The organism is Streptomyces sp. NBC_01384, assembly GCF_045040035.1.
Lineage (GTDB): Bacteria > Actinomycetota > Actinomycetes > Streptomycetales > Streptomycetaceae > Streptomyces.
The window spans coordinates 217,411-234,927 of sequence record NZ_CP109559.1 but is presented as its reverse complement, the minus strand read 5'-3'; the positions used below and the strand labels follow the sequence as shown (position 1 = coordinate 234,927).

The 17,517-nt window shown below is 73.1% G+C and carries 4 protein-coding genes and 1 pseudogene; 2 read left to right on the top strand and 3 right to left on the bottom strand.

What is annotated here, in order from left to right:
- Nucleotides 1-212: 212 nt before the first annotated feature.
- Nucleotides 213-1,012, top strand: a pseudogene (locus OG747_RS00745) (hypothetical protein).
- A gap of 31 nt (nt 1,013-1,043) precedes the next feature.
- Here the strand turns inward: OG747_RS00745 and OG747_RS00740 are convergent.
- From OG747_RS00740 to OG747_RS00730, 3 genes are all read right to left on the bottom strand, one after another.
- A complete protein-coding gene (locus tag OG747_RS00740) occupies nt 1,044-1,781 on the bottom strand; it encodes a VC0807 family protein (RefSeq protein ID WP_405876770.1) in 738 nt (245 codons plus the stop codon).
- Nucleotides 1,782-2,102: 321 nt separating this feature from the next.
- Nucleotides 2,103-3,173 (bottom strand): Gfo/Idh/MocA family protein, encoded by a 1,071-nt coding sequence (locus tag OG747_RS00735; RefSeq protein ID WP_405876768.1) that lies wholly within the window; start codon nt 3,171-3,173, stop codon nt 2,103-2,105.
- Nucleotides 3,170-4,585, bottom strand: a complete 1,416-nt coding sequence (locus OG747_RS00730; RefSeq protein WP_405876766.1) for an NDP-hexose 2,3-dehydratase family protein — start codon at nt 4,583-4,585, stop codon at nt 3,170-3,172. The genes OG747_RS00735 and OG747_RS00730 overlap by 4 nt, the downstream gene beginning before the upstream one ends.
- Nucleotides 4,586-4,998: 413 nt before the next feature.
- Between OG747_RS00730 and OG747_RS00725 the strand changes: the two genes are divergently transcribed.
- Complete coding sequence (locus OG747_RS00725) at nt 4,999-17,484, top strand: type I polyketide synthase (RefSeq protein ID WP_405876764.1); 12,486 nt, start codon at nt 4,999-5,001, stop codon at nt 17,482-17,484.
- Nucleotides 17,485-17,517 lie beyond the last annotated feature (33 nt).

Genomic DNA, 17,517 nt, shown 5'->3' with positions numbered 1-17,517 from the left:
TGGCCCGCGTGTGCACGTATTCGGCTTGGCTTTGCCAGTGGATCCGCTGTGACCGGCGTCTTCACCACCCTGCCCGGACTGCTCCCCCCGGGCGTCTCGCGACACCTTCGCGACACCTTCGGCGACCCTTCACCGGTGCCTTCACCGATGCCCGGGGCGGAGCGCCGGTACGGTGTGCCGGCGGAGCCGGGCAATGGCGAACGCGTGTGCCTTTGTTCGCTGGTTGGGGTGGCCGCGACCGAAGGGGGGCGGGTGTGCGGGTGTCGTCCGCGGCCCGTGCGGGGCTGCCGGCGGAGTGGGACCGGTGCCGGTGGGTCTGGAAGGAGTGCGTGGCCCGCTCCAGGAAGGCCCACGCCGACGGGGAGAAGTGCGGCCCCGCCCTGCCGGACAGGATGCTGACCCGGGCCCGCGCGGTGGTGCCGTGGCCGGCCGAGGGCTCCTCGGTGCCGCAGCAGCAGCTCATCGGGGACTTCGGCACGTCCCGCGCGAAGGCCCTGAAGGACACCGGGCAGCGGCTGGCGGTGCACCGCCGGGCCGGGATGCCGAAGCACAAGAAGAAACGCGAGGCGCTGCCCACGCCGAACTGCACCCGGCGCGGTTTCCGGCTGAAGGACGGGCGCCTGCACCTGGCGGGCGGGATCGTCCTGGCCGTGGTGTGGTCCCGCGAACTGCCCGCCGGGCCCTCCTCGGCGGGTGTGCACCGGGACAGCACCGGGCACTGGTACGCCTCGTTCGTCGTCCCCGTCCTGACCGGGCCGTTGCTGCGGACCGGTCGGGCCTGGTGCATCCCGCGCACACCATCATGGACTGCGGATCGTGCGGAGCGAGAACCAGGCACGCACTGCCGCTGTCGCAACGCACCTGCACCTGCACCTGTACCTGCACCCTGTGCAAAGCGGTGTCCCCCAGGGACAAGAACTCCGCGCGTGTGATGCTCCTCCGGGCTGCTCCGGCCCCGGCTGGTGCCGAGGGCGTAAGACCTCCTGGAGCGCCGCTCCAGGAGGCGGCCTGAGCCAGGAATCCCCTCCCAGGGAGGGGATTCGTCAACGCGGGAAGATCTTCTTGAAGGTGCCCGAGCGGTACAGCGAGACCTGTGTGATGAGCTGGAGGAAGATCCACGTGGCCGCGTACAGCGCTCCGTCGAGTGCGGGCACGGTGTCGACCGGCAGGGTGTAGGCCATGACCAGGCGCAGCAGCGCGTCCGCGATGAGCCCCACGCCCCACACGACGGTCAGGATGCGCCAGATCCGGCGGAACGCAAAGTCCTGCTCCCACAGGTTGTCCAGCGCGTCGGCCCGGCCCGGGAGGAGCGCCTTGAGGGCCTGGTAGGTGAACGGCCTGGCCGTGAAGAGGGTGACCAGCAGCCACACGCCGGCGAGGGCGGTGAACAGGCTGTTGCGTGCGAGTACGACGCGCGGGCTCGCGGTCAGCAGCGAGGCGACGGCGCTGACGACGAGCAGTACGACGGTGAAGACGCCGATGGCATCGAGCTTGCGGTGGCGGGCGGCCGAGTACAGCGAGTGCAGGGCGGGTGCGGATCCGCTGACCAGCAGCGAGGTGATCTCGCCGGAGCCGGCGGCGCGCAGCACGTAGTAGAGGCCGACCGGCAGGACGATGTCGCAGGCCACGGTGATGACGAGGCCCCATGACGGGCGCGGGGCCTTCGGCGGTGCGGGGGCCTCGTCCCCGCCCCCGGCTGTCGGGGGCACCGGGGCGCCGGAAGCGGCAGCGGAGGCGGCAGCAGAAGCGGAGGGGGAGGCGGGGGAGGTGGGGGGAGTCATGAGGACACTCCTAGCGTGCGGCCGGTGTCCGTGCCGGCCGGTGGACCCGGGTCGGTGCGCTGGTCTGCGTGCGGGGGCCGAAGGTGTCCGCCCGGGCCCGCGTACCCCGTGGGGGTCCGGTGCGGCGCCGGCCGGGCGGGGCCGCGGACGGGTGCCGGCCGCCCCGGCGGCGGAGCCGGGAGGGGGGAAAGCCGCCCGCGCGCCGGCCCTGTTGGAGCAGCTCGGCGAGGCGGTTTCAAGAACGGCACGCTCCTTTCGGTGTCTTCCCTTTTCCTGCCGGATGCGGGGGCGGTGTCTTCGGACCGTCACGCCGCAGGGACGTCATCGGCCGGGAGAAGAGGGAACGTGCCGGTGCTGTTCTGTTCTGCTGTCTTGGCGGTCATCGTCGACGGGTACGCGCACGGCCAGTTTGTCAATCATGTCGACCAGGTCCATGGCCGCCACCGCGGAGCGGCGCTTTTCGGCCTCTTCGGCGCTGCTGCCCGCGCCGCCGCGCCGCACCGCGGCGGCGAACTCGGCGAGGCAGGTGCGCAGCTGGTCGGCGGGCGGCAGCGTGAACCGCTCCTCGTGGTCCTGTTCTTCCAGCACGAGCACGGGCTGGTGCGCGGGCGGCGGGGTGAAGGCGCGCGTCACCGACAGGCGTGCGGTGTCGCCCCACAGCGTGTACGCCGAGGCGTACGCGTGCTCGAAGCCGAACGTCACGTCCGCGAGGACACCGGACGGCGAGACCAGCAGCGCCTGGCCCGACAGGTCCAGCCCGTCCAGGGCGCGGGTGCGCAGCACGGCCCCGGCCACCCGCAGTCCCGTTCCCAGGAGCAGCTGGGCGGCGCGCAGCGGATACACCCCGACGTCCAGCAGTGCTCCGCCGCCCATGCCGGGCGTGTAGCGGATGTCGTCGGCGGGCAGCGGCGGAATGCAGAACGCGGCCTGCATCGTGCTGAGCCGGCCCAGCCGTCCCCGCTCCACCAGGTCCGCGGCGAAGGCGTGCTGCGGATGGTGCAGGAACATGAAGTTCTCCCGGAGCACCAGCCCCCGCTCCTGCGCCAGCGCCGCCAGCTCGCGCGCCTCGCGGGCGTTCACCCCGACCGGCTTCTCCACCAGTACGTGCTTGCCCGCCCGCAGGGCCCGCGCCGCCCAGGTGTGGTGCAGCGCGGTCGGCGTGGAGATGTACACCGCCTCCACGTCCTCGCGCTCCAGCAGCGATGCGAAGTCCGCCTGGGCCGCGCAGCCGAACTGCTGGGCGAAATGGGCCGTCTTGCTCGCCGAGCGGCCCGCGACGGCGACGAGCTCCACCTCCTCGGCGGCCACCGCCGTGGGCAGCACACGGCGCCGCGCGATGGACGACGTCCCCAGCGCGCCCAGCCGCAACGGCCGGCTCCCGGCGGCGCTCAAAGCGTCCTCAGTGCCGCGACCAGTGTCCTGGCCTGCACGTTCACGTGGTGGCTGTAGCACAGCAGTTCATCCAGCTGACGGGGTGTCACCCAGCGGAACTCGTCCGAGACGGCGGGAAAGTCACCGTCCGTCTCGATGATCATGTAGTGGCTCTGTGCGTGCCTGAACCGGCCGCCCTCCTCCGACAGCACCACGTCGTAGCGGGCCTCGCCGCGGCGTGCCAGCACTTCGGCGAGATAGGGCGGGTGGTCCGGCTCGGGCAGATGCGCGTAGTTCCGCGGCACGCACTGCACCGTCGGGCCCAGTTCCACCACGTCCAGGAAGCCCGGCTCGGCGCGTGAGCGCAGCAGGGCGTGCAGCTCCCCGTCGACCTGTTTCACGAACAGCGCCGCGATGCCCATGCCGTGCGGCTGAAGCAGCGGCTGCGACCAGGCGGGCACCTCACGCCGGTGCGAGGACACGTCCACCGCGACGATGTCGAAGTACAGGCCCCTGCGGTGCGTCACCGCCTCCGGCGTACGCAGCCAGCCCTCCGTCCTGGCCAGCGGCAGCGGGGTGGCACTGACCTCGTGCTCGGCCCGCCGCCGGGTGAGCCAGGCGCGGATCTCCCGGTCCGTGCGCGGCGCCCGCCCGGCGTCCCCGCCCGCCGCTTTGCCCGTCTCTCCGCTCGTCTGCGGGGTGCTGCAGCGCCACTCCGGCAGGCACGACAGGACCGTCCGGGCGTCCATGTTCACCAGGTTGTCGTGGCCCAGCAGCAGGTTGACCTGCCCCAGTGTCAGCCAGGCGAAGTCCTCGCCGGCCTCCGCCTGAGGGCCCACCTCCACGATCATGTTCCGGTTGCGTTTGTGCAGGAACCACGACCCCTGCTCCGACTGCAGGACGTCCGCCACGACCCGGCCCGGCTCGGGCCTGCGGAAGAAGTCCAGGTAGGGCACCGCCGAACCGCCGTGCACCCGCATGTAGTTGCTCTTCGTCGCCTGCACCGTCGGCGACAGCTGCACGCCGTTGACGTTGCCCGGCTCCGACTTCGCCTGCATCAGCAGGTGCGGCACGCCGTCGAAGTCCCGCAGCGCGATGCCGAGGATGCCGATCTCCGGCTGGTGGATGATCGGCTGCGCCCACGTCCGTACCGGCCCGAAGTCCGAGCGCACCGCCAGCCCGTGCACCGAGAAGAACCGCCCGCTGTCGTGGCGCAGGTCGCCGGTGCGGGCTTCGAAGCGCCAGCCGCGCAGCGCCGCGAACGGCACCCGCTCGACCTGCTGGCGCTGCTCGTGCCGGCGCTCGTCGAGCCAGGCGGAGAACTCCGCGTTGCTCATCACCCCGCCCTCGACCGCCGCCGCTGACGCCGCCAGCCGGGACACGATGCCAGAGCCCGCGTTGCGTGCCGGCAGCACCAGGCTTGTCGCGGTCATGGAATCCGCCTCTTCTCCTTCAGGAACACATCCACGAACACATCTGTCCACGATCACGAACGCATCTGTCCACGAACGCATCTGTCCATGAACACATCTGTCCAGGAGCACATCGGCAGACCCGCGCGCACGACGCTGGTGGACACACGGGGCAGACCTCGCGGCAGTCGGCTGCCGCCCCTCGAGCGTGCCGTGCCAAGTTCGGGCATACGCCTAGAGTTGCTCCTCTTGCCCGGCCCCCGCCCTCCTCGCTATGGGGCAGGCCCAGGGCCCGCGGGCGCCTTTGTCCCGGCGTGCGGGCACCGCTTAGGAGTTCCCCTAGAGCACCTGGCAGGAGCGCTGAGCGCGCCTGAGGCCGTGCAACCGTGAGGGCTGCCCCCGACCCTGTCGCCCTGGTGTTTGGAGTGCCATCCATGAACGAGCCGGTACCCGCGGACGCCCGCACCACCACTTCGGCCCACGAGCCCGTGGCTGTGGTCGGCCTTGCGTGCCGGCTGCCCGGAGCCCCTGACCCGGACGCCTACTGGAACCTGATCGCCCAGGGCCGCAGCGCCATCACCGACACCCCCCCGGACCGTCGTACCGGCGCACCCCACGACGACACCCTCACCACCGGCCGGGGCACCACCGTCCCCTACCGCGGCGGGTTCATCGACACCCCCGGCGACTTCGACGCGGCCTTCTTCGGCATCTCGCCCCGCGAGGCCGAGGCCATGGACCCGCAGGCCAGGCTCATCCTCGAACTGGGCTGGGAGGCACTGGAGAACGCCGGATGCGACGCGGCCCGGGCACCGCGCGCCACCGGCGTCTTCGTCGGCGCCGACGTCAGCGACTACGCCGAACTCGTCCACCGGCAGGGCACCGAGGGCGTGGGCCACCACACCCTCACCGGACTCAACCGCGGCCTCATCGCGAACCGCCTCTCCTACGCCCTGGGCGTCGGCGGCCCCAGCCTCACCGTCGACAGCGCCCAGTCCTCCTCCCTCGTCGCCGTCCAGCTCGCCTGCGACAGCCTGCGCGCCGGCGACTGCGAACTCGCCCTCGCCGGCGGCGTCCACCTCAACCTCGTCCCCGGCAGCACCCAGGCCCTCGCCGAGTTCGGCGGACTCAGCCCCGACGGCCTGTGCCACACCTTCGACGCCCGCGCCAACGGATTCGTCCGCGGCGAGGGCGCCGGCCTCGTCGTCCTCAAACCCCTCTCCCGGGCCCTGGCCGACGGCGACCGCATCCACGCCGTCATCCGCGGCGGAGCCGTCAACAACGACGGCACCGGCGCCACCCTCACCACCCCCGACGCCGCCGCCCAGGAAGCCGTCCTGCGCAGCGCCTGCGCCCGCGCCGGCGTCGCCCCGGCCGGCATCGACTACGTCGAACTCCACGGCACCGGCACCCGCGTCGGCGACCCCGTCGAGGCCGCCGCCCTCGGCGCCGCCCTCGGCACCGACCCCGCCCGCAGCACCCCGCTGGCCGTCGGCTCGGTCAAGACGAACATCGGCCACCTGGAAGGCGCGGCCGGCATCGCGGGCCTGCTCAAGGTCATCCTGTGCCTGTCCCACGGACAGCTCGTGCCCAGCCTCAACCACACCACCCCCAACCCGGCCATCGACCTCGACGGACTGGGCCTGCGCGTCCAACTGGAGACCACCCGGTGGAGCGCACCGGATCCCGCCCGGCCCCTCCTCGCCGGCGTCTCCTCCTTCGGCATGGGCGGCACCAACGCCCACCTCGTCCTCGAACAGGCACCGCCGCCCACCCCGGCCGCCGCCCGGCCCGCCCACGCCGAACCGCCCGTGGTGCCCTGGCTGCTGTCCGCCCGCAGCCCCGAAGCCCTGCGCGCCCAGACCGAACGCCTCGCCGCCCACCCCGCCGCCCACGCCGACCCCGTGGACGTCGGCTGGTCCCTGCTCACCACCCGCACCCCCTTCGCCTACCGGGCCGTCGCCGCCGGCGCCGACTCCGCCACCCTCCTGCACCGCCTCACCACCGCCCTGCCCCCCGGCCCCACGCCCACGCCCGCGGCCGTCGACCGGCCCGTCTTCGTCTTCCCCGGCCAGGGCAGCCAGTGGGCGGGCATGGCCGCCCAGCTCCTGACCACCGCACCCGCCTTCGCCGACCAACTCGCCCAGTGCGAGGCCGCACTCGCCCCGCACGTCGACTTCTCGCTCTTCGCCGTCCTGCGCGGCGACGCCGACGCACCGGCCATGGACCGCTCCGAAGTCGTCCAGCCCGTCCTGTGGGCCGTCATGGTCTCCCTGGCCGCCCTGTGGCGCGCACACGGCGTACAGCCCGCGGCGGTCGTCGGACACTCCCAGGGCGAGATCGCCGCCGCCTGCGTCGCGGGCGCACTGAGCCTTCAGGACGGCGCCCTGGCCGTCGCCCTGCGCAGCAAGGCACTCCTGCCCCTCAAAGGCCTCAGCGGCATGATGTCCCTGGCCCTGCCCGAGGCACCGGCACGCCGCCTCCTCGCCCCCTGGGACGAGCGCATCACCGTCGCCGCCGTCAACGGCCCCTCCTCGGTCGTCGTCTCCGGCGACACCGCCTGCCTCGACGAACTGACCGCCGAAGCCGAACGCCAGGGCGTCCGCACCCGCCGCATCGACGTCGACTACGCCTCCCACTGCGCCCACGTCGAACCGGTCCGCGACCATGTCCTGCGCCTCCTCGCCCCCATCACCCCGCGCACCCCCGACATCCCCTTCCTGTCCACCGTCACCGGCGACTGGCTCCAGGGCCCCGCGACCGACGCCGCCTACTGGTACGCCAACCTGCGCCGGCCCGTACTCCTCGAACCCGCCGTACGGGCGCTGGCCGCCGCCGGACACACCACGTTCATCGAGGTCAGCCCGCACCCCGTGCTGACCGTCCCGGTCAGGGAGACCGCCGAGGCCACCACCCACGGCGAGCCCGCCGTCGTCACCGGAACCCTGCGGCGCCACGACGGCGGGCTCGCCCGCTTCTACACCTCCCTCGCGGAACTCTGGACACGCGGCGCCGACGTCGACTGGACACCGGCCTTCACCGGCCACCACCCCCGCACCATCGACCTGCCGACCTACGCCTTCCAGCGCAGCCGCCACTGGATCGACACCACCCCCGGCACCCCCGCACACCCCCACACGCTCCCGGCCACGCCCGCACCGCACCCCCCGGCGCCCACCACCCCCACCACCCCCACGGCTCCCACGGGCCCCGGCCCCGGCCCCGGCGACAGCCTCCGGCTGGTGCGCGAGCACGCGGCCGTCGTCCTCGGCCACTTCGGCGCCGAGGCCATCGACCCCGCCCGCACCTTCAAAGACCTCGGCTTCGACTCGGTCACCGCCGTCGAACTGTGCGAGCGCCTGGGCCAGGCCACCGGCCTGCACCTGCCCGTCACCGCCGTCTACGAACACCCCTCCCCGGCCCGCCTGGCCCGCCACCTCGACGAGCAACGCGACGGCACCCAAACCCACACCGCCGCGGCGACCACACACCGCGCGGACGACGAACCGATCGCGATCGTGTCGATGGGATGCCGCTACCCCGGAGGAGTCCGCACGCCCGAGGACCTGTGGCAGCTGGTGCGCGACGAAGCGGACGTCCACTGCGCGTTCCCCGCCGACCGCGGCTGGGACATGACCACCCTCTTCACCACCGACCCCGACCGGCCCGGCACCAGCTACGTCCGCGAAGGCGGCTTCCTGCACGACGCCGCCGAGTTCGACGCCGCGTTCTTCGGCATCTCGCCGCGCGAGGCGACCGCCATGGACCCCCAGCAGCGACTCCTGCTGGAGACCGCCTGGGAAGCCGCAGAACGCGCCGGCCTCGACCCGCGCCGCCTGCAGTCCACCGCCACCGGCGTCTTCCTCGGCATCACCGCCCCGGAGTACGGGCCGCGCCTGCACGAAGCGGGCGAAGCGATCGAAGGCCATGTCCTCACCGGCACCGCCGCCAGCGTGGCCTCCGGCCGCATCGCCTACACCCTGGGCCTCGAAGGCCCCGCGGTCACCATCGACACGGCCTGCTCCTCCTCCCTCGTCGCCCTCCACATGGCCGTCCAGTCACTGCGCACCGGCGAGTGCTCACTCGCCTTCGCCGGCGGCGCCACCGTCATGTCCGGCCCCGGCATGTTCGTGGAGTTCAGCCGCCAGCGGGGACTCGCGGCGGACGGACGGTGCAAGCCGTTCGCGGAGAGCGCGGACGGCACCGGCTGGGGCGAGGGCGTCGGTGTCCTGCTCCTGGAGCGGCTCTCCGACGCACGCCGCCACAACCACCCGGTGCTGGCCGTGGTCCGCGGTACGGCGATCAACCAGGACGGTGCCTCCAACGGCCTCACCGCCCCCAACGGCCTCTCCCAGCAACGCGTGATCCAAGCCGCACTGGCGAACGCCGGCCTGACGACGGCGGACGTCGACGTCGTCGAGGCACACGGCACCGGCACCAAGCTCGGCGACCCGATCGAGGCACAGGCCCTGCTGGCGACCTACGGCCAGGACCGGCCCGCCGACCGGCCGTTGTGGCTCGGCTCCCTCAAAGCCAACATCGGCCACACCCAGGCCGCCGCCGGCGTCGCCGGCATCATCAAGATGGTCCTCGCCATCCGCGAAGGCCTGCTGCCCAAGTCCCTGCACGGCGAGACACCGACCTCCTTCGTCGACTGGTCCACCGGCGCCGTGGAACTCCTGGCCCAGGCACGGCCCTGGGACGAACTCGGCCGCCCCCGCCGCGCCGGCGTCTCCTCCTTCGGCATCAGCGGCACCAACGCCCACGTCATCATCGAGCAGCCCGAACCGGTGCCCGCCGAACCCGCCGGCATCCCGGCCGACGACGTGACCGTGCCCGTCCTCCTCTCGGCACGCACCCCCGAAGCCCTCCGGGAACAGGCCGCCCGGCTCGGCGAACTGCTCTCCACGACCCAGACCGACACGCCGGCCGCCGCCGGCGCCCTCGCCACCGACGTCGCCTGGTCCCTGCTGACCGGCCGCTCCGTCTTCGAACACCGCGCCTTCGCCCTCGGCTCCCGCGACCTCCCCGCCCTGACCCAGGCACTCGGCGACCCGACCGTCTCCGGCACCGCCTCCGCCCATGCCGACTCCCCGGTGTTCGTGTTTCCGGGGCAGGGGGCGCAGTGGGTGGGGATGGCGGTGGAGTTGCTGGACTCCTCGCCGGTGTTCGCGGCGCGGTTCGGTGAGTGTGCGGCGGCGCTGGACGCTTTTGTGGACTGGTCGTTGGTGGATGTGGTGCGGGGTGTGGAGGGTGCTGCGGGGTTCGAGCGGGTGGATGTGGTGCAGCCGGTGCTGTGGGCGGTGATGGTGTCGCTGGCGGCGTTGTGGGAGTCGTTCGGGGTGCGTCCGGCCGCGGTGGTGGGCCACTCGCAGGGTGAGATCGCCGCTGCGGTGGTGTCCGGTGCGCTGAGCCTGGCGGACGGCGCGCGGGTGGTGGCGTTGCGGAGCCGGGCGATCATCGCTCTGGCGGGGCGTGGCGGGATGGTGTCGGTGGCCCTTCCGCGTGAGCAGGCCCAGGAGCTGATCGCGGGCTGGGACGGCCGGGTGTCGGTCGCCGCCGTGAACGGCCCCACGTCGGTGGTGGTCTCCGGCGACGCGGACGCACTGGATGAACTGATGGAGCTTGCGGGCACGCGGGAGATACGGGTGCGGCGGGTCGAGGTGGATTACGCCTCGCACTCGGCGCATGTGGAGTCGATCCGTGACGAGCTGCTGGAGGTTCTTGGTCCGGTGGTGGCGCGGGTGCCGGTGGTGCCGTTCTTCTCGACGGTGACGGGTGAGTGGGTCGAGTCGGCGGTGACGGATGCCGGGTACTGGTACACCAACCTCCGCCGGACCGTGGAGCTGGAGTCCGCGGTGCGGGAGTTGGTGAGTGCCGGGCATGGCGCGTTCCTGGAGATGAGCCCGCACCCGGTGCTGACGGTCCCGGTCGCGGAGACCGTCGAAGCAGCGGGCGCCGACGTTCTGGTGACGGGCACGCTGCGTCGTGGTCAGGGGGGTCTGGCCCGGTTCTACACGTCGTTGGGTGAGGCGTGGGTGCGGGGTGTGGGCGTGGACTGGAGCCCGGCTTTCGCTCCGTATACGCCGCGTCGGGTGGAGTTGCCGACGTATGCCTTCCAGCGGCAGCGTTACTGGCTGGAGTTGCCGAAGACCTCGGCCGGGGTGGTGGATCCGGTGGGGGAGCGGTTCTGGAAGACCGTCGAGGACGGCGACCTGGAAGAGTTCGCCCGCACTCTCGGCCTTAACGACCCGTCGGTGCTGGGCGAGGTGGTCCCGGCCCTGTCGTCCTGGCACCGGGGCCGGCAGGACCGCTCCACACTCGACAGCTGGCGCTACCGCATCACCTGGCGGCCCCTGGCCGGCCGCACGCCGTCCGGCGCGTCCCTGGACGGCACCTGGCTCCTCGTCGTCCCCGAGGCGTTCGACGACGACCCGCTGTCCCAGGCCGCCCTCACCGTTCTCACGCAACGAGCGGAAGACGTACGCGTCCTGACGGTCGCTGCGGCGGATGCCGACCGTCAGCGGCTGAGCGGCCGGCTCCGGGCCGAGGCCGCTGCCGTCAGCGGCGTGCTCTCCCTGGCCGGCCTCGACGAGCGTCCGCACCCCGACCACGCGTCCGTGCCTGAGGGCCTGGCCGTGAGCCTCGCGCTCGTCCAGGCCCTGGGCGACGCCGGCATCGAGGCACCGCTGTGGTGCGTCACCCGCGGAGCCGTCGCCACGGCGGATGACCGGGCACCCGCCGCCCCCCTCCAGGCAGGCGTCTGGGGACTCGGCCGGGTCGCCGCCCTGGAGCACCCGGGGCGCTGGGGCGGCCTGATCGACCTCCCCGAGGCAGCCGGCGAACCCACCCTGAACCTGCTCGCCGACCTCCTCACCGGCGAGGCAACCGAGGACCAGATCGCCGTACGGGGCGGCAAGGCGCTCGGCCGCCGGCTGGTCCGGGCACCGCACGGCGACGCCCCCGCAGCCCGCTCCTTCAAGCCGCGCGGCACCGTCCTCGTCACGGGCGGCACCGGCGCCCTCGGCGTCCGCATGGCACGCTGGCTCGCCCGCAACGGCGCCGGACACCTCGTCCTGACCGGACGCCGCGGCGCCGACACACCCGGTATCGCCGACCTCCGCCAGGAACTCCAGGAGCAGGGCACCCCGGTCACCGTCGCCGCCTGCGACATGGCGGACCCGGACTCCGTCGCCGCACTGATCCGGCAGCTGGAGCAGGAAGGCGTGCCACCCGTCCGCACCGTCCTGCACGCCGCGGGCATCAGCGCCCTTGGATCACTCGCCGACACCGGCATCACCGACCTCGTCTCGACCCTGTCCGGCAAGGTGCAAGGCGCCGACCACCTCGACGCCGCACTCGACCCGGCCGCCCTCGACGCCGTCGTCTACTTCTCCTCCATCTCCGGCACATGGGGCGTCGCCGACCACGGCGCCTACGCCGCCGCCAACGCCATCCTCGACGCGCGTGCCGAGCAGCGCCGCGCGGACGGCGTGCCCGTCCTCTCGGTCGCCTGGGGCCCCTGGGCCGGCGGCGGCATGATCGCCGAGAGCATCCAGGACGTCCTCCGCCGCCGCGGCGTGCCCGTCATCGACCCGGACACCGCCGTCACCGGCCTCAAGCAGGCACTGGATCACGACGAGACACTCGTCGCGATCGCCGACGTCGACTGGCCGCGCTTCGCGGGCGTGTTCACCTCGGTACGCCCCAGCCCCCTGCTCGCCGAACTGCCCGACGCACAGCCCGCCGACGACGAGGACACGACGTCCCAGGAGCAGCCCGCCCTGCTCCAGCACCTCGCCGGGCTCGATTCGGCGCGGCGCCAAACGGCCCTGAAGGACCTGGTGAGCCGACAGGTCGCCACCGTGCTCGGGCACGCCGACGCGGACGCCGTCGACACCGAACTGGCCTTCAAGGACCTCGGCTTCGACTCGCTCACCGCCGTCGAACTGCGCAACCGCCTCGGCCGTACCACCGGTCTGCCGCTGCCCACCACGGTCGTCTTCGACCACCCCAGCATCACCGTCCTGGCCGACTACCTCGCAGAGCAGGCCTTCGGCTCCCGGCAGACCGCCGCCGAGACCACGCTCGTCCCCGCCGCACGCGATGCCGCGGACGACGAACCGATCGCGATCGTGTCGATGGGATGCCGCTACCCCGGGGGAGCGCGCACGCCCGAAGACCTGTGGCGGCTGGTGCGCGACGAGGTCGACGCCATCTCGGAGTTCCCCGCCGACCGCGGCTGGGACCTCGACGCCCTCTACGACCCGGACCCCGACCGGACCGCGACCAGCTATGTCCGCGAGAGCGGCTTCCTGCACGACGCCGCCGAGTTCGACGCCGCGTTCTTCGGCATCTCGCCGCGCGAGGCCCTCGCCATGGACCCCCAGCAGCGCCTCCTGCTGGAGACCGCCTGGGAGGCGCTGGAACGCGCCGGCATCGCCCCGAAGACCCTGCGCGGCAGCAGCACCGGCGTATACGTGGGCCTGACCGACCAGGAGTACGCCGCCCAACTGCGCGCCGCCGCCGGGGAAACCGAGGGCTACCTCGCCACCGGCGCCGCGGCCAGCGTGGCCTCCGGCCGCATCGCCTACACCCTGGGCCTCGAAGGCCCCGCGGTCACCATCGACACGGCCTGCTCCTCCTCGCTCGTCGCCCTCCACATGGCCGTACGCGCCCTGCGGGCCGGCGAGTGTGAACTCGCCCTGGCGGGCGCCGTCGCCGTGATGTCCGGGCCCAGCCCCTTCATCGCCTTCAGCCGGCAGCGCGCCCTCGCGGCGGACGGCCGCTGCAAGCCCTTCTCCGCCGACGCCGACGGCTTCGCCCTGTCGGAGGGCGTCGGTGTCCTGCTCCTGGAGCGGCTCTCCGACGCGCGCCGCCACAACCACCCGGTGCTGGCCGTGGTCCGCGGTACGGCGATCAACCAGGACGGTGCCTCCAACGGCCTCACCGCCCCCAACGGTCCCTCCCAGCAGCGCGTGATCCGCGCCGCGCTGGCGAACGCGGGCCTGTCGACGACCGACGTGGACGTCATCGAGGCGCACGGCACCGGCACCAAGCTGGGCGACCCGATCGAGGCACAGGCGCTGCTGGCGGTCTACGGCCAGGACCGGCCCGCCGACCGGCCCCTGTGGCTGGGCTCGGTGAAGTCCAACATCGGCCACACCCAGGCCGCCTCGGGCATGGCCGGCGTCATCAAGATGGTGCAGGCCATGCACGAGGGCGTCCTGCCCAGGTCCCTGTACGGTGAGGCGCCCACGCCCATGGTCGACTGGTCGGCCGGCGCGATCGGGATCCTCTCCCAGGCGCGGCCCTGGAAGGAGTACGACCGCCCCCGCACGGCGGCCGTCTCGTCCTTCGGCATCAGCGGCACCAACGCCCACGTCATCATCGAGCACGTTCCCCGCGCCGCCGAACCCGCCCGCACGGACCTGCCGGCCGCACAGGCGACCGTCGTCCCCCTGACGGTCTCGGCCCGCTCGGAGGCCGCGCTCAAGAACCAGGCCGACCGCCTCCTGTCCCACCTGCGCGAGACCGACGCACACCCCGTCGACGTGGCCTGGTCCCTGCTCAACCACCGCTCCCAGTTCGAACACCGGGCACTGCTGATCGGCTCGCAGCTCGTCACCTCCGGCACCGCCTCCGCCAATGCCGACTCCCCGGTGTTCGTGTTTCCGGGGCAGGGGGCGCAGTGGGTGGGGATGGCGGTGGAGTTGCTGGACTCCTCGCCGGTGTTCGCGGCGCGGTTCGGTGAGTGTGCGGTGGCGCTGGACGCTTTTGTGGACTGGTCGTTGGTGGATGTGGTGCGGGGTGTGGAGGGTGCTGCGGGGTTCGAGCGGGTGGATGTGGTGCAGCCGGTGCTGTGGGCGGTGATGGTGTCGCTGGCGGCGTTGTGGGAGTCGTTCGGGGTGCGTCCGGCCGCGGTGGTGGGGCACTCGCAGGGTGAGATCGCCGCCGCGGTGGTGTCCGGTGCGCTGAGCCTGGCGGACGGCGCGCGGGTGGTGGCGTTGCGGAGCCGGGCGATCATCGCTCTGGCGGGGCGTGGCGGGATGGTGTCGGTGGCCCTTCCGCGTGAGCAGGTCCAGGAGCTGATCGGGGGCTGGGACGGCCGGGTGTCGGTCGCCGCCGTGAACGGCCCCACGTCGGTGGTGGTCTCCGGCGACGCGGACGCACTCGATGAACTGATGGACCTTGCGGGCACGCGGGAGATACGGGTGCGGCGGGTCGAGGTGGATTACGCCTCGCACTCGGCGCATGTGGAGTCGATCCGTGACGAGCTGCTGGAGGTTCTTGGTCCGGTGGTGGCGCGGGTGCCGGTGGTGCCGTTCTTCTCGACGGTGACGGGTGAGTGGGTCGAGTCGGCGGTGACGGATGCCGGGTACTGGTACACCAACCTCCGCCGGACCGTGGAGCTGGAGTCCGCGGTGCGGGAGTTGGTGAGTGCCGGGCATGGCGCGTTCCTGGAGATGAGTCCGCACCCGGTGCTGACGGTCCCGGTCGCGGAGACCGTCGAGGCAGCGGGCGCCGACGTTCTGGTGACGGGCACGCTGCGTCGTGGTCAGGGGGGTCTGGCCCGGTTCTACACGTCGTTGGGTGAGGCGTGGGTGCGGGGTGTGGGCGTGGACTGGAGCCCGGTGTTCGAGGGCCTCGCGCCGCGTCGGGTGGAGTTGCCGACGTATGCCTTCCAGCGGCAGCGTTACTGGCTGGAGTTGCCGAAGACCTCGGCCGGGGTGGTGGATCCGGTGGGGGAGCGGTTCTGGAAGACCGTCGAGGACGGCGACCTGGAAGAGTTCGCCCGCACTCTCGGCCTTAACGACCCGTCGGTGCTGGGCGAGGTGGTCCCGGCCCTGTCGTCCTGGCACCGCGGCCGGCAGGACCGCTCCACACTCGACAGCTGGCGCTACCGCATCACCTGGCGGCCCAAGCCCGCCGCCACGCCTGCCACCGCAGCCCTGGACGGCACCTGGCTCCTCGCCGTCCCCGAGAAGCACCGGGACCACGACCTCGTCGCGGCCACGGCCGGCGCCCTGCACGCCGCCGGTGCCCGGACCCTCGAGTTCACCGTGCCCGACTCGGCCCAGCGCACCGAACTGGCCGAGCGGCTGCTCGCGGACCTTCCCGCGGGCGTCTCACCGGCCGGCGTCCTGTCGCTGCTGGCCCTCAACGACGCGGAGAGCAAGCAGAGCGCGGGCGTCTCGCACGGGCTGCTCGCAACGGTGGCGCTCGTCCAGGCGCTCGACGACGCCGCTGTCCCCGGCCGGCTGTGGTGCCTCACCCAAGGTGCGGTGTCGACCGGCGAACGCGACGGCGCTCCCGACCCGGCGCAGGCGGCCGTGTGGGGACTCGCACGGGTGATCGGCCTCGACGACCCCGACCGCTGCGGCGGCCTCGTCGATCTGCCCGCCGCCGACACCGAGTCCGCACTGCACCGCCTCCCTGCCCTGCTCGCCCAAGCGGCCCCGGAAGACGGCGGCCGGGAAACCGAGTTCGCGCTGCGCGCAGGAGGCGTCAGCGTCCGGCGCATGATCCGTACGCCGCTCCACGCGTCCAACGCCATCGCCGACGCCGACGCCGACGCCTGGCGCCCCCGCGGCACCGTCCTGGTCACCGGCGGCACAGGAGCCCTCGGCTCGCACGTCGCGCGGTCCCTGGCACAGGACGGGGCCGAGCACCTGATCCTGACCAGCAGGCGCGGCCCCGACGCCCCCGGCGCCGCCGGACTGTGCGACGAACTCACCGCCCTAGGCTGCCGCGTGACCCTCGCCGCCTGCGACATCGCCGACCGCGACGCGCTCTGCGCACTGCTCGACGCCGTACCCGAGGAGCTCCCGCTCACCGCGGTCGTCCACACGGCGGGCGCCGTCGAGGCGGCACGCCCGCTGGGCGAGCTCACCCTCGACGACACCGCCGGCGTGATGCACGCCAAGGTAGTCGGCGCGCAGAACCTGGAGGAGCTGCTGGCCGGACACCCGCTGGACGCCTTCGTCCTCTTCTCCTCCGGCGCCGGCGTCTGGGGCAACGGAGGACAGGCCCCGTACGCCGCCGCCAACGCCCACCTCGACGCCCTCGCCGAACGGCGCCGCGCCCAGGGACTGCCCGCCACCTCGATCGCCTGGGGCGCCTGGGCGGGCGGCGGCATGGTCGACGAGGAGACCGGCGAGCAGCTGCTGCGCCGCGGTGTCCCGGCGATGGCTCCCGAACGCGCCGTCCGCGCCCTGCGCGAGGCCGCCGCCGGGCACGAGACCACGCTCGTGGTCGCCGACATCCGCTGGGACCGTTTCGTCCCCGCCTACTGCGCCCACGGACACCGTCCGCTCATCGACGAGGTACCCGAAGTACAGGAACTCCTCGCCGCCCGCAGCGCCACGCAGCCCGAGGCACAGCACGACGAAGCCACCGCGGCCGCCGCTCTGCTGGCCGAACTCGGCGCACTGCCCGCACCCAAGCGCCGCCGCCGGCTCGTCGACCTGATCCGCCGCCACGTGGGCGCGGTCCTGGGCCACGGCCCGTCCGACACCGTCAAACCGGGACGCGCCTTCCGCGACATGGGCTTCGACTCCCTGACCGCGGTGGAACTGCGCAACCGGCTCAGCGCGGTCCTCGGCACCCGGCTCTCGGCGACCATCGTCTTCGACCACCCGACGCCGAACGCCCTCGCCGACCACCTGGACGCCCAACTGCTGCCCGCCGCGGGCGGAGGGGCCGGTGACGTGCCCGCCGGCCTGGAACAGGTGGAAGCCGCCTACCGGCAGGCGTCCGACCCCGCCGCACGCCAGGCCCTCACCGAAGCACTGCGCACCTTGCTGGACAGCTGGGCGGCATCCGAAGAACCGCAGGAGGCGACCGTCGACGAGGAACTGATCGCCGCTTCCGACGAGGACATGTTCGACCTGATCGACAGGGAACTCGGGATCTCCTGAGCGGAACCCCGTCATGGCTCCCGATTCTCGAAG